The organism is Acidovorax sp. BoFeN1 (assembly GCF_003345135.1).
Lineage (GTDB): Bacteria > Pseudomonadota > Gammaproteobacteria > Burkholderiales > Burkholderiaceae_C > Acidovorax > Acidovorax defluvii.
The window spans coordinates 48790-63066 of record NZ_QOZT01000004.1; the positions used below are offsets into that span (position 1 = coordinate 48790).

A 14277-nucleotide genomic window follows, 5' to 3' on the forward strand; every position below is an offset into this window, starting at 1 on the left:
AGTCCGGGAGTTTCTGCATCATCTGGCTCCTGAAGGTTGTCCGGGCGTTACGCGCCGGAATTTGAGGTGAGTGCCGACACAGCTTAGCGCACGACATACGTGGCCAGAGGATGAATTCTGCATTGCGGAACGACTGTAGGGTAAACACCCATGAACGAACGGCACTTGGAGTCGCACAGATGACTTTTGGCAGCTGTTACTGATTTTTGCATCCGTCTTTCGGGTCCCGCCCCGCAACCAGCAGGCGCCTACATTCCGTATTGCAGAATACCGAATGGCACGTCAGCCCCTTCGGCCCAGCACATGGAACCGCTCGGATTTGCAGCGATCACCGCTATCGGTTTGCGGTGCGTTTCAGTTGTGGTTTCAGCGCCTGCCAGGCGAGAACGACCTGTGATGTTCCAAACCCGGGACTGGTTTTGTGGTCATTTGCGCACCATCGGCCACGGCAAGGACGTGATCATCCGCGGCGGCGACAACATTCCGGTGGTCTAGGTCGAATCGCTGCTCTGCCGCCACCCGGCCAACGCCATGGCCGCCATCGTGGCCTACCCCCGACGAGCGCCTGGGCGAGCGCGTCTGCGCCGTGGTGGCGCCCAAGCCCGGGCAAGCCATTGTCCCGCCACGACTGGTGCAGATTCTGAAAGACCAGAAGACTGCCGAGCAGTCCATCCCCGAGCGCCTGATCGCGCACGATGCGATGCCCTCCACACCGTCTGGAACGATCAAGAAGTTCAAGCATGCGCGACATGCTGCGCGAAGAAAGCCTGCAGCCACCGTCACCCCCCGGCAATCGGGCTTCAGACCAGCTGAAATCCCTTGCCCTGCAAACGCACCGGCGCGCCTTCGGGCACAGGCTGCGAGCGCGTGAAGCGGCGCACCGAGCCATCGTCCATGCGAACGCGCACCTCGTACACCGTCTGGGTGCGGGTGCGCTGCTCTACCGTGTGGCCCACGTAACCGCCGCCCACAGCGCCCAGCACCGTGGCGGCTGTGCGGCCCGAGCCCTTGCCCACCTGGTTGCCCACCACCGCGCCCAGCACGCCACCAGCTACCGCGCCCACGCCCGTGGCGGGGGCTGCGTGCTGCACGGCCTGCACCGATTCAATGCGGCCGCAAACCGCACACACCGGGGCCCGGGCCATTTCATGGCGCGCATCCCGCCCGGGGGCTTCGTCGTACCGCGACTGCTGCGGCGCTTGCGGGTAAGCGCGGGCGGCAGCCCGTTGCACCGGCGCTGGGGCAAGCGCCCGGCTTGCTCCGTATTCAGGAGCTGCTTGCGCACGCTGGTTAAGCGCTACAGGCCTTTTTTCATCAATTATTTCTGACTCTGGCGTGCGCGGCGCAGGCGACGCCAGGGCCTCGTGTTCGGACACCGCGCCCGGGCGCTGCTGCGCCACCAGGGTTGCGCCCAGCGCCAGCACGCACAGGCCCAGCGCGGCAATGGCCGCCCACAGCCATTTCAGTGGAACGCCTGCCGGGGTTGTGGCCAAGGGTGCGCTGGGCACCGCAGAGGGGGTTGGTTGCATGGTTGTTGCCTTTCTCGACAGATCGAAACGTTCGTCTGCAACACGGGTCGCAGGTCTGCCTTGAAGTTACACACTGCGCTGCTCGGAACGCGCACCACCCATGTAAGCGGGGGTAAGAACCTTCAGCAATCGCTCATTGCGGCGCGGTGGGACCCAGCGCTTCTTCGTAGGCACGCGCGCACCCGGCAGAAAACAGCAACACCGCCGACGAGAAATAGATCCACATCAGCAGCACCACCAGCGAACCGGCCGCCCCGTAAGCCGAAACCACCGCCGCAGTCGACAGATAGACCGCCAGCACATGCCGCCCCGCCGTGAACAGCGAGGCCCCCATGAACGCACCCAGCCACAGATACCGCAGCCGGGGCTTGGGGCCCGCACTCATGCGCATCAGGCCCACAAATAGGGCCGCGCACACGGCAAACGAGGTGGCTTCGTTGAGCACCCGCAGCAGTGGAGCGATGGGCAACCAGTTGCCTGCCCAGCCCGTGAACAGGTTCAGCAGCGTCGAGACGGCCAGCGACACCAGCAGAAGAAAGCCAAACGCCAGCACATAGGCCACGCCGCGCAGGCGCAGCGAAGCACCGTGCCACCACGGCAGCGGGGGCACCTCATCGTGCCCGTGGGTCCACAGCCGCTGCAGCGCAGACTGCAGCTCGCCAAACACCCCGGTGGCGCCAAACAGCAGCACCAAAAAGCCCAGCAACGAGGCCAGCAACCCCTGCGAGGGCTCCTGGGCGCTGCTCAGGGCCTGGCGAATCACCGCCGCACCCTGCTCGCCCACGATGGTGCCAATCTGCGCAATCAACCCCTGCTGCAGGCTGTCGCGGTCCAGCCACCAACCCAGCCCGGCCACCAGCAGCACCAGCAAAGGCGCCAGGCTCAGGATGCCGTAGAACGACATCGCCGCGCTCATGCGGGCGCCGTCGGCATCTGCCCACAACCACACCGCCCGCCGCACGGGAAGCAGCATACGGACGCGGTGCACCACCGCCAGCGCGGGCTTGTCATCTTGAGGGGCATTCATGCGCGCAAGCCTACAGGCATAAGGCCTGGCTGCCCATCAGACAGACAGGGAAGCCGGGGTAGTCCACCTCCCACAGCAACGCCTGCCCGGTGGGCTGCAGCGGAGCCGGGCTGCGCTGCGCTTCAAGGCGCTGAACAAGGCACTGCGTAACGCACGGGCGACCGCACCCCGGGGCACCACCGTACACTCGGCCTGAAGTTGGGCAGTCAAGAAAACAGGACACCATTTATGCACATTCGCTGCGCACTCGTCGGCATGCCCGGCTCGGGCAAATCCACCGTCGGCCGGCAGCTGGCCCACCGGGCCGGGGTGCCGTTCATTGACCTGGACCATTGGCTGGAAAAGACCATTGGCACCACCATCCGCAGCTTCTTCGAGACGGAAGGCGAGGCACGCTTTCGCGACCTTGAGGCGCAGGCGCTGGCCGAAATCACGCAGCAGCCCGGCGGCATGGTGCTGTCCACCGGCGGCGGCGCCGTGCTGCGCCCTGAAAACCGCGAGGTGCTGCGCCAGTTTGGCAACGTGCTGTATCTGCGCGCATGGCCTGAAGAAATCTTCAAACGCGTCAAGCACGACAAAACGCGCCCCCTGCTGCAGGGCGGCAACCCCATGGGAAAGCTGCGCGACCTGTACGCCCAACGCGACCCCCTGTACCGGGAAACCGCGCACTACGTCATCGAGACAGGGCGGCCGTCGGTGAGCACGCTGGTCAACATGGTGATGATGCAGCTGGAGATGGCGCAAAGCGCTGTGGTGGCTGCGCCATCCACCCCCGGCACCGAGCAGCCCTCTGACACCGCCCCCTGAAACGAAAAAAGGGGGCCCAAGCCCCCTTGGTGCGATCACCGCACCGGAACGATACAGGTTCTCACGCTTGTTTTTGCTTGCGGCGCGATGCAGCCGCCGCACCCGCCAGGGCCAGGCCCAGCAGGGCCAGGGAGCCCGGCTCGGGAACCTGAATGGACTCCACCTTCACCACCATGTCCTGGAAGTCATTGTCGGTGCCGTCTTCAAAGGCAAAAATCCAGTTGGTCGATGTGCCGCCCTGGAACGCCAGAAAATCGGTGACTCCGCCCTGGTTCATGCTGTCAATGGAATAGGCGATTTTTCCCGCACCTGTGACGAAATAAAAGCCGAAGCTGTCGGGATTGATCAGCGCGTTGGAGAAGAGGCCGCAATTGACCTGTGTGCCGCACGCGCTCTGGAAGGTGGGGCCAGCGGAAATGATCATCTGACCGTCGCCAATGCCGATGCCGACGGCACTTTGCTGCAGTGTGTTGGGCGCCCCTACCGCACCGCCAAAAAACAGGTCAACGGTGTAAATGCTGGAGGTATCGGTACCAAACCACATGCCAAATTTCTGGCTGGCAGCGCCACCGGTCTGTTCGATGATCAACGCAGGAATGGTGGTGGCCGAACCCGTCGCAGAGCCCCACAGGCCTGCCGCGCTCTGGTTGTTGGCCGCGCTCACCGCGCCGGTGCCAAACACGCTGTTCAAAACGGTTTGCAGTGATTGCTCGCCTGCAGGGGTGGCACCAAGAACCACGGGGCGCACGTTGGTGTTGACAATCGGCACCGCATGAACGGCTGCAGAAAGGAACATGCCGGCGACGATGGCTGCAACGGTTTTGAATTTCATGGCCTGAACCCCTTGTATGTAACCACTGAAAACTGCGGTTTCAACTTACAAAAGCACACACCATGCCATCCAATGAAATCAATGACTTACGCGAAAATTTACCTCGGATTGTAAAAATATCCGACGCCTTTTACCCCTTTGGCATCAGCCCCCGCTGACGAACAAAAGCCCCGCATGCGGGGCTTTTGACTTTTCATAGAAAACGGCTTCTAGCGCTTTAGCAGCAAGCGCCACCAGCTATTAATTACATAGCATCACAAGTTCGGGGCCAGCAGCCTTGCCAGCACCGCCTCGTCCATCCCACGGCGCAGGGCCATGTCGTGCAGCTGGTCTTCGCCGATCTTGCCCACGTTGAAATACACGGCCTCGGGGTGGCCGATGTAGAAACCGCTCACGCTGGCGGCGGGGGTCATGGCCAGGCTCTCGGTGAGGGACATGCCGATCTCCTGGCACTGCAGCTGCTGGAACAGGGCGGTTTTGGCGCTGTGGTCGGGGCAGGCAGGGTAGCCGGGCGCCGGGCGGATGCCGACGTATTTCTCGGCGACCATGTCGTCGCTGGTGAGGGCCTCGCCAGCGGCATAGCCCCACAGGTCGGTGCGCACGCGATGGTGCAGGCATTCGGCAAAGGCCTCGGCCAGACGGTCGGCCAGGCTTTTGAACAGGATGGCCGAGTAGTCGTCCAGCGCGTCGATGAAGGCTTTTTCCTTCTTCTCGATCCCTAAGCCCGCCGTGACGGCAAACATGCCTGCGTAGTCGGCGATGCCACTGCTTTTGGGGGCCACAAAATCGGCCAGGCAGCGGCTGGGCCGGGTCACGCCGTCGATCACATGCTTTTCGGTCTGCTGGCGCAGGCCATACCAGGTCATGGCGACCTCGGTGCGGGTGTCGTCGGTGTAGAACTCGATGTCGTCATCGTTCACGCTGTTGGCGGGCAGCAGCGCCATCACCCCGCTGGCGGTGAGCCAGCGGCCTTCAATGATTTTCTTGAGCATGGCCTGGCCGTCGGCAAACACCCGCGAGGCTTCCACGCCCACCACCTCGTCCGTCAGGATGGCGGGGTACGGGCCGGCCAGATCCCAGGTCTGGAAGAACGGGCCCCAGTCGATGTATCTGGCCAGCTCGGCCAGGTCGAAATTCTTGAACACGCGGCGCCCCAGAGCGCGGGGCACGGCGGGCTGGTAGGCCGACCAGTCCACGGGCGTCTTGTTGGCGCGCGCCTTGGCCAGTGGCCACAGGGGCGTGGCCTTTTTGTTGGCGTGCTGGGTGCGCACCTTGTCGTAGTCGGCGTTGATCTCTGCCACATAACTTTCGACGCTGTCGCCCAGCAGGCTTTGCGCCACGCTCACGCTGCGCGAGGCATCGGGCACATAGACCACGGGGCCTTCGTAGTGCGGCGCAATCTTGACGGCCGTGTGCACGCGCGAGCAGGTGGCGCCGCCAATCAGCAGCGGAATCTTCTTGATGCGAAAGTGCTCGTCTTTCTGCATCTCGCCGGCCACATACTGCATCTCTTCAAGGCTGGGCGTGATGAGGCCCGAGAGCCCCACGATGTCGGCGCCCTCGACCTTGGCACGCGCCAGAATCTCGTGGCAGGGCACCATCACGCCCATGTTCACCACCTCGAAGTTGTTGCACTGCAAGACCACGGTGACGATGTTCTTGCCGATGTCGTGCACATCGCCCTTCACCGTGGCGATGATGATCTTGCCCTTGGTCTTGACGTCGCCCCCGGCGGCTTCGAGCTGGCGCTTTTCTTCCTCGATGTAGGGCAGCAGGTGCGCCACGGCCAGCTTCATCACGCGGGCGCTTTTCACCACCTGGGGCAAGAACATCTTGCCGGCGCCAAACAGGTCGCCCACCACGTTCATGCCGTCCATGAGCGGGCCTTCAATCACATGCAGCGGACGGCCACCCTTGGCCAGGATGGCGCGGTAGGCCTCTTCGGTGTCTTCGGTGATGAAGTCGGTGATGCCGTGCACCAGCGCGTGCGACAGGCGCTCGCCCACGGTCCTGGGGTGCTCGGGCGTGCCGCGCCATTCGAGTCGCTTGCTTTCGTCCTTGGCACCGCTCTTGGCGGTTTCGGCAATCTCGACCAGCCGCTCGCCGGCGTCGGGGCGGCGGTTGAGCACCACGTCTTCCACGCGCTCGCGCAGCACGGGTTCCAGGTCGTCGTACACGCCCACCATGCCCGCGTTGACGATGCCCATGTCCATGCCCGCCTGGATGGCGTGGTACAGGAACACGGTGTGGATGGCTTCGCGCACGGGGTCGTTGCCGCGAAAGGAAAAGCTCACGTTGCTCACGCCGCCCGAGACCTTGGCACCCGGCAGGTGCTGCTTGATCCAGCGCGTGGCGTTGATGAAATCGACCGCGTAGTTGTTGTGCTCTTCGATGCCGGTGGCCACGGCAAAGATGTTGGGGTCAAAAATGATGTCTTCGGGCGGGAAACCCACCTCATCGACCAGGATGCGGTAGGCGCGCTCGCAGATTTCGATCTTGCGCTCGTAGGTGTCGGCCTGGCCTTTTTCGTCAAACGCCATCACCACGGCAGCGGCGCCATAGCGGCGCACCAGGCGCGCCTCGTGCCGGAACTTTTCCTCGCCCTCTTTCATGGAAATCGAGTTGACGATGCCCTTGCCCTGGATGCAGCGCAGCCCGGCCTCGATCACCTCCCACTTGGAGCTGTCCACCATGATGGGCACGCGCGCAATGTCGGGCTCGGAGGCGATCAGTTGCAGAAAGCGCACCATGGCGGCCTTGCTGTCGAGCATGGCCTCGTCCATGTTGATGTCGATGACCTGCGCACCGTTTTCGACCTGCTGGCGCGCCACGGCCAGGGCCTCTTCGTACTGGCCGTTCAGGATCATGCGGGCAAACGCCTTGGAGCCGGTGACATTGGTGCGCTCGCCGATGTTGACGAACAGGGTGCCCTCGCCAATGGAGACAGGCTCCAGGCCGGACAACTTCATGGGGGGCAGGGATACAGCGGACATAGAACTCACCTGTGCAGCAGGAAACAGCGTAAAAACAGGTGAGCGTCGTTGCGGTGGGGTGAGAACCTGGTCAAGATATTGAACGGCTCATCATATGTGCCCAAGCCTGACGGCCTCTCGTGGTGAGGGGACCGCTGCAACGCTCCTTGGGCAAGCGGCGGATTTTACCGGGTCATACGCATTGGCGTTCAGCCGTAGAACCAGGCAGGAGGCCGAAGACCGTGTCCATGGACCGGACCGGGCCCTCCCGGCTTTCAGGCATGGCCAGCATGGCCACACGGTTCATGTCGAACGGGGCCAGCTCGGCGGGCAAAGCGGATGCCGCCTTGACCTCGCCGCGCGGCATGGGCGTGTTGGCCATGCAGCCTACAAGCACGGCGCAGGTCAGCGGACAAGACGACATTCACAGGAGAGAAAAAAACGGCCCACGCATGGGGGCCGACTATCGGGCAGAGTTTGCGGCTCCCACAGGCAGTTGCCCCTGTTTGAAGATCTCAGGCCATCGCCACTGTGCCGAAAAGGCGAACCCGCACGACACCCCCTGGCGTCAGCTGTAGCCACCGCTATCCGGGTTCGGAATGCCCTCGATCGGGCATTCCTCGGTGCCCACCATGGGCCGGGTGATGGCTTCCACGGCCTTGCGCGTGCCTTCGGGGTCGTTCACCCAGCGGTTGTAAAAGTCATACGGACAGGCTGCCACGCCCTGATCCCCATCGCGCGAGTTGATCATGCCGGTGTAGCCCCGGTGCAGCAGCTTGAACAGGTGGTTCTCGGACTGCCCGTTCTTGCGGAAATCGCGGATCAGGCTGGTGGACAGGGCGGCGTACTGCACGCCATATTCCTCCTCGCCGCACTCGCCCAGCGTGCGGCCATCAAAGCCGATCAGCGCAGAGTGGCCGAAATAGCTGTAGACCCCGTCAAATCCGGCGGCATTGGCGACGGCTACGTAAGTGTTGTTGGCAAAGGCCATGGCCTTGCTCATCAGGATCTGCTGCTCTTTGGCAGGGTACATATAGCCCTGACAGCGCACGATGAGCTCGGCGCCCTTCATGGCGCAGTCGCGCCAGATCTCGGGGTAGTTGCCGTCGTCGCAGATGATGAGGCTGATCTTCAGGCCCTTGGGGCCTTCGCTCACATAGGTCTTGTCACCCGGATACCAGCCTTCGATGGGGGTCCAAGGCATGATCTTGCGGTACTTCTGCACGATCTCGCCCTGGTCGTTCATGAGGATCAGGGTGTTGTAAGGCACCTTGTGCGGGTGCTCTTCATGGCGCTCGCCTGTGAGCGAGAACACACCCCACACCTTGGCCTTGCGGCAGGCGGCGGCGAAGATTTCGGTCTCTTCACCGGGGACGGTGGCTGCGGTGTCCATCATCTCCTTGGCGTCATACATGATGCCGTGGGTGCTGTACTCGGGGAAGATCACGAGATCCATGCCAGGCAGGCCCGTCTTCATGCCCACCAGCATGTCCGCAATCTTGCGGGCGTTGTCCAGCACCTGCGCCTTGGTGTGCAGGCGCGGCATCTTGTAGTTGACCACCGCCACACCGACGGTGTCCTTGCTGCTTGAAATATCGCCGTGGTTCATGGCGTGCTCTCCTTGTCAATTAATGGCTGATCATCCAGGGCCGTTTGCTGGGAAACGCCTTGGCTCCGCTGGGCGCTGTCACCGTCGCCTTGCGGCTCTGCGATGAAGAACAGCAGCCACAGCCTGCAGGGTGCTTGAGGCGGGCGTAGTCGCCCGAGCGCTGTGGCTCGTGCCGCGCGCGCTCGTTGGTGGCGATGGCGCTGCGCGCGGATGCGCTCATGAGCGCCAGGCGCGGCGCGGTGGCAAACACGCGCGGCGATGCTGCACCGCAGTCCGGGCAGGCAGCGGGTTCGTTGCGGTCAGCCACCAGGCGAAAGGCATCAAATCCGCCACACTGGGCACAGGCGTAGTCGTAGGTGGGCATGTCAGCTCCGTGCGCAAAAGAGTGAGGGCAAGGTGTGTCAGACCAGATCGGGCGACAGCGGCATGACCACCGAGCCATCCAGGTGCTTGATCGGCCCGGCTGCGCTCGGGTTGATGTCGAAGTCAAAGATCTGCGTGGGCAACCACAGCGTGGCACAGGCGTTGGGCACGTCGACTACGCCGCTGATATGGCCCTGCACGGGGGCCGTCCCCAGAATGGAATACGCCTGCGCACCGGAGTAACCGAACTTCTTGAGGTACTCGATGGCGTTGAGGCAGGCCTGGCGGTAGGCCACGTTCACGTCCAGGTAGTACTGTTTGCCGCTCTCGTCCACGCTGATGCCTTCGAAGATGAGGTAGTCGTTGTAGGTGGGCGTGATGGGGCTGGGCTTGAAGATGGGGTTCTTGATGCCGTACTTGGCCATGCCGCCCTTGATGAGCGTGACCTTCATGTGCACCCAGCCCGCCATCTCGATAGCGCCGCAGAAGGTGATCTCGCCATCGCCCTGGCTGAAGTGCAGGTCGCCCACCGACAGCCCGGCACCGTCCACATACACCGGGAAGAACACCTTGGCGCCACGCGACAAGTCCTTGATGTCACAGTTACCGCCATGCTCGCGCGGTGGCACGGTGCGGGCGCCTTCGGCCGCTGCCTTGGCTTTGGCATCGCCCGTGAGGCGGCCCATGTGCGCCGTTCCGGCCGACGGCGGGTTAGCCAGCCCGGCCGTGGGGTCTGAATCGATCAGGGTCTGCTCACGGGCGTTCCACTGCTCCAGCATCTTGCGATCGGGCAGGCAGCCGATCAGGCCGGGGTGGATAAGCCCGGCGTACTTCACGCCCGGCACATGGCGCGAGCTGGTGAACATGCCATGGAAATCCCATATCGACTTTTGCGCCTGGGGGAAGTGCTCGGTCAAAAAGCCGCCGCCATTCTTCTTGCTGAAAAAGCCGTTGAAGCCCCACAGGCTGTCTTGCTTGGCGCCGATGTCCAGCAGGTCCACCACCAGCAAATCGCCCGGCTCGGCACCCTTCACGCCCACGGGGCCGGAAAGGTAGTGCACCGTGGTCAGGTCGATGTCGCGTACATCGTCGGCGCTGTCGTTGTTTTTGATGAAGCCGCCGGTCCAGTCAAACGTCTCCAGAACAAACTCGTCGCCTGGGTTGACCCAGCAGGCCATGGGGATGTCGGGATGCCAGCGGTTGTGGATATTTTCGTTCTCGGTGGGCGACTTGCTCAAATCGACCTTGATCAGGGTTTCAGCCATGGCGTGCTCCTTGGAAGGGGTGGGGGATGGAATGCGGGAAGGAGGGAAAGCGGTGCGATGCGGGGTGTGCGACGACCACTCCCGTCACACGGACAGGTACGCTTTGATGCGCTGTTGGTCGGTGTCAGCCCGGGCGGTCTCGTGCACCAGGCGACCGCCCTCGATGACGAATAGCCGGTCGGCCACATCCATGGCGAACGAGAGCACCTGCTCGCTCACCACAATGGTGATCTTGCGCAGCTTGCGGATTTCGTTGAGCGCCTTGGCGATGTCCTTGATGATCGAAGGCTGGATGCCCTCGGTGGGCTCGTCGAGCAGCAGCACCTTGGGGTCGGTGACCAGCGCTCGCGCAATGGCCAGTTGTTGCTGCTGCCCGCCTGACAGGTTGCCGCCCTTGCGGCGGCGCATGTCCCACAGCACAGGAAACAGTGCGTACACGTCTTCAGGAATCTGTCGCGTCTTGGAGTTCTCCAGCCCGGTCTGGATGTTCTCTTCCACCGTGAGCGTCGGAAAAATCATGCGGCCCTGGGGCACATAGGCGATGCCTTTGGCCACGCGGCGAAAGCTCTCGTCTTGGGTTACCTCTTGCCCGGCCACAGAGATGTGACCGCTCTTGACGGGCATCACGCCCATGAGGCTTTTGAACAGCGTGGTCTTGCCCATGCCGTTGCGGCCCATGATGGCCACGGTTTCATTGGCACGGCCTTCAAACGAGATGCCGTGCAGCGCCTCGCTCTGGCCGTAGGCCACAAACAGATCCTTGACTTCCAGCATGCGGTGCTCCTGTGGTGGGGTTCGGTGGGTGTACGGCGTGGTCAGTGGCCCAGATACACGTCGATGACCTTGGGGTCGGCCTGCACCTTCTCCATGGGGCCTTCGGCCAGGATCTTTCCCTGGTGCATCACCGTGACCTTGTGGGCGATGCGCTTGACGAACTCCATGTCGTGCTCGATCACGATCACCGCACGGTTCTTGCAAATGCGCTGCAGCAGCTCGGCCGTGAGCTCACGCTCGCGTGCGCTCATGCCGGCGATGGGCTCGTCGAGCATCAGCAGTTCGGGCTCCTGCATCAGCAGCATGCCGATCTCCAGCCACTGCTTTTGTCCGTGGCTGAGCAGCCCCGCTTCGGTGTCGAGCCTGTCGCCCAGGCCAATGTCTTCGGCCACCACCTGCACACGCGCCTTGACCTCGTCGGTGCACTTGAACGCCAGCGCGCCGAGCACTGAGCGGCCTGCGGGGTAAGACACCTCCAGGTTCTGAAAGACCGACAGGTTCTCGTAGATGGAGGGCGTCTGGAACTTGCGCCCGATGCCCAGCCGCACACGCTTGTGCTCGGCCATGCCGGTGAGTTCTTCGTTCTTGAACTTGATGCTGCCCCCCGTGGCCCGGGTCTTGCCGCAAATTAGGTCCAGCAGCGTGGTCTTGCCCGCGCCGTTGGGGCCGATGATCACGCGCAACTCGTTCTTGTCGATGTACAGCGTGAGGGCGTCGATGGCCTTGAAGCCGTCGAACGACACGGTCAGGTCTTCCACGGCCAGGGCGAAGTCGGTATTGCTCATGAAGGGTGCTCCGGTGGTTTCAGACGCCCTGACGGCTCACGCCGTCAGGCAGCGCAGCAGAGGGCGATGGCGACGATGCCGCTGCTGCCCCCCCATCCACGGGCGGGCGCGCTGCAGGTGGTCTGCCTTGCGCAGACGCCTGGCGCAGTGCTTCGCGGCGGCCCTTCCACCAGGGCACCACATGGCTCTCCCACAGGCCCGCCAAGCCCATAGGGAAAGCCATGGTCACGCCAATGAAAAGCCCCGCCATGAGGAACAGCCACAACTCGGGAAAGCTCTCGGAAAAATACGTCTTGCCGGCGTTCACCAGCAAGGTGCCATACACCGCGCCCACCAGGCTCATGCGCCCACCCACGGCGGCGTAGATCACCATCTCGATGGACGGCACGATGCCCACGAAACTGGGCGACATGAAGCCCACCTGCAACGAGAACATCGCACCGCCAATGCCCGACAGCGCCGCGGCCAGGCAGAAGGTGAATACCTTGAAGTTGGCCACGTCATAGCCCGAAAATCGCACGCGGTCTTCCTTGTCGCGCATGGCCAGCAGCAGCGTTCCGACCTTTCCAGTCTGTATCCAGCGGCACAACACAATGGACGCGATGAGCAGGGCAACACACACGTAGTAGAGGATGTACTTGGCGCTGTCGGTGCGCGTGTCCCAGCCCCACAGGGTCTTGAGGTCGGTCATGCCGTTCACGCCGCCGGTGTAACCCTGCTGTCCGATGATGAGCACGGTCAAAATCAGCGCCACGGCCTGCGTGATGATGGCGAAATACACACCGCCTACGCGGCGCTTGAACATCGCATAGCTGACAACCCAGGCCAGCAACGTGGGCACCACGATGACCGCTGCCAGCGCAAACGGCAGGCTCTTGAAGGGAACCCAGAAGTTGGGCAGCTCGGTGATCTGGTTCCAGTCCATGAAGTCCGGGATGCCGGGCGTGGACTGGATCTTGGTGCTGACGGGGTCCGATGCTTCGAGCTTGAGGAACATGGCCATGGCATAGCCCCCAAGGCCAAAGAACACGCCTTGTCCCAGGCTCAACACACCGCCATAGCCCCACACCATCACCAGGCCAATGGCCACAAAGGCGTAGGTGAGGTATTTGCCCACCAGGTTCAGACGAAAAATATCGAGTGCGAGCGGCAACACCACGGCCAGTAGCACGGTGAGCAACACCAGACTGGCAAGCTGGTAGCGCAGGATCCAGGCTTTGAGCGCATTCATGGGAAAACTCCTGTGAACTCGGATTGAATAGGCCGACAGACGTTGCTCATCGCCGCACCTTCGAAGCGAATAGCCCCTGTGGCCGCACCATGAGGATCAGCACGATCAACGAGAGCGTGATCATCTTGGCCATGGAGCCCGCCAGGAAGAACTCGGTGATGGACTGCGTCTGCGCAATGCCGAAGGCCGACACCACCGTGCCCAACAGACTGGCCGCGCCACCAAAGGTCACTACCAGGAAGGCATCCACGATGTAGAGGGAGCCCGATGTGGGGCCGGTGGAACCGATGGTGGTGAAGGCAGCCCCTGCCACGCCTGCAATGCCGCAGCCGATGGCAAAGGTGAGGCGATCTGTCTTCTTGGTGTCGATGCCGATCGCGTTGGCCATGACGCGGTTGCTCACCGTGGCGCGCACACGCAGGCCCCAGCGGCTTTTGTGCATGGCCAGCAGCACACCGCCAGTCACCACCGCCGTCAGCGCCAGCACAAAGAGGCCGTTGATCGGAATGTCCAGCCCCTCGGCAGGCGCCCACGAACCCAGCAGCCAGTCGGGCAAGGTGGGGCTGACCTCCTTGGGGCCGATGAAGGTGCGGAACGATTGCTGCAAGGCCAGACTGATGCCCCAGGTGGCCAGCAGGGTGTCGAGCGGGCGCTTGTAGAGGTGGCGAATCAGCCCCCATTCCACCAGCCAGCCAGCCGCAAAAGCAAAGCCGAAGGCCGCCAGAATGGCCAGAGGAAAGTAGTACGGAAGCATCTGTGGCGCATGGTTGGCTGCCAGGGTGGAGCCCAGATAGATGGTGTAGGCACCAATGGTCATGAACTCGCCATGGGCCATGTTGATCACGCCCATCTGTCCAAAGATGATGGCCAGGCCCAGTCCCATGAGCAGCAGCACGGCGAAGAGGCTCAAGCCTGCAAAGCCCTGCATCAGGCCAATGTTGAGCATTTCGGAAAAAGTCATGGTGCAGCTCCTGCTTGGCGCGGCGATAGAAGATGGACGGCGGGTGGCATGGGCATCCCCTTGCGATGCGAGGGCGCCACCCCCTCCCGCGCAGCGAGAGAGGGGTGAAGCGGCGCAGCCGC

The 14277-nt window shown here is 63.0% G+C and carries 13 protein-coding genes and 1 riboswitch; of the genes, 1 reads left to right on the top strand and 12 read right to left on the bottom strand.

Annotation, left to right across the window (positions count from 1 at the left end; genetic code table 11):
- Window positions 1-800 precede the first annotated feature (800 nt).
- The gene (locus tag DTW89_RS01640) at window positions 801-1529 is read right to left on the bottom strand and encodes a glycine zipper 2TM domain-containing protein (RefSeq protein WP_114654643.1); all 729 of its coding nucleotides are present in this window, start codon (window positions 1527-1529) and stop codon (window positions 801-803) included.
- A gap of 133 nt (window positions 1530-1662) precedes the next feature.
- Window positions 1663-2556 carry a YihY/virulence factor BrkB family protein gene (locus DTW89_RS01645; protein ID WP_024813643.1) on the bottom strand — a complete coding sequence of 298 codons (894 nt, stop codon included), beginning with the start codon at window positions 2554-2556 and terminating at the stop codon, window positions 1663-1665.
- Between the two features lie 228 nt (window positions 2557-2784).
- Here DTW89_RS01645 and DTW89_RS01650 point away from each other — a divergent pair, with 228 nt between their 5' ends.
- Entirely contained in the window at window positions 2785-3363 is a 579-nt protein-coding gene (locus tag DTW89_RS01650; protein WP_114654644.1) for a shikimate kinase, read from the top strand.
- 61 nt (window positions 3364-3424) lie between these two features.
- On the opposite strand, the gene DTW89_RS01655 is transcribed toward DTW89_RS01650, so the two are convergent.
- The 10 genes from DTW89_RS01655 to urtB all read right to left on the bottom strand — a co-directional run bounded on the left by DTW89_RS01655 (window position 3425) and on the right by urtB (window position 14155).
- A complete protein-coding gene (locus DTW89_RS01655) occupies window positions 3425-4195 on the bottom strand; it encodes a PEP-CTERM sorting domain-containing protein (protein ID WP_114654685.1) in 771 nt (256 codons plus the stop codon).
- 254 nt (window positions 4196-4449) lie between these two features.
- A complete protein-coding gene (gene metH, locus DTW89_RS01660) occupies window positions 4450-7188 on the bottom strand; it encodes a methionine synthase (RefSeq protein ID WP_114654645.1) in 2739 nt (912 codons plus the stop codon).
- Between the two features lie 33 nt (window positions 7189-7221).
- Window positions 7222-7342: riboswitch (S-adenosyl-L-homocysteine riboswitch) on the bottom strand.
- 18 nt (window positions 7343-7360) lie between these two features.
- Complete coding sequence (locus DTW89_RS01665; RefSeq protein WP_161555617.1) at window positions 7361-7591, bottom strand: hypothetical protein; 231 nt, start codon at window positions 7589-7591, stop codon at window positions 7361-7363.
- Window positions 7592-7735: 144 nt separating this feature from the next.
- Window positions 7736-8776 (bottom strand): aliphatic amidase, encoded by a 1041-nt coding sequence (locus DTW89_RS01670; RefSeq protein ID WP_114654647.1) that lies wholly within the window; start codon window positions 8774-8776, stop codon window positions 7736-7738.
- A 19-nt stretch (window positions 8777-8795) separates the two neighbouring features.
- Window positions 8796-9140: an FmdB family zinc ribbon protein gene (locus DTW89_RS01675; protein ID WP_114654648.1), complete on the bottom strand. Its 345-nt coding sequence runs from the start codon at window positions 9138-9140 to the stop codon at window positions 8796-8798.
- A gap of 37 nt (window positions 9141-9177) precedes the next feature.
- The gene (gene fmdA / locus DTW89_RS01680; RefSeq protein WP_114654649.1) at window positions 9178-10404 is read right to left on the bottom strand and encodes a formamidase; all 1227 of its coding nucleotides are present in this window, start codon (window positions 10402-10404) and stop codon (window positions 9178-9180) included.
- An 84-nt stretch (window positions 10405-10488) separates the two neighbouring features.
- Entirely contained in the window at window positions 10489-11178 is a 690-nt protein-coding gene (urtE, locus tag DTW89_RS01685; protein WP_114654650.1) for an urea ABC transporter ATP-binding subunit UrtE, read from the bottom strand.
- A 41-nt stretch (window positions 11179-11219) separates the two neighbouring features.
- The gene (gene urtD, locus DTW89_RS01690) at window positions 11220-11963 is read right to left on the bottom strand and encodes an urea ABC transporter ATP-binding protein UrtD (protein ID WP_114654651.1); all 744 of its coding nucleotides are present in this window, start codon (window positions 11961-11963) and stop codon (window positions 11220-11222) included.
- Window positions 11964-11982: 19 nt separating this feature from the next.
- Window positions 11983-13194, bottom strand: a complete 1212-nt coding sequence (gene urtC / locus DTW89_RS01695) for an urea ABC transporter permease subunit UrtC (RefSeq protein ID WP_114654652.1) — start codon at window positions 13192-13194, stop codon at window positions 11983-11985.
- 46 nt (window positions 13195-13240) lie between these two features.
- A complete protein-coding gene (gene urtB, locus DTW89_RS01700) occupies window positions 13241-14155 on the bottom strand; it encodes an urea ABC transporter permease subunit UrtB (RefSeq protein ID WP_114654653.1) in 915 nt (304 codons plus the stop codon).
- Between the last annotated feature and the right edge of the window lie 122 nt (window positions 14156-14277).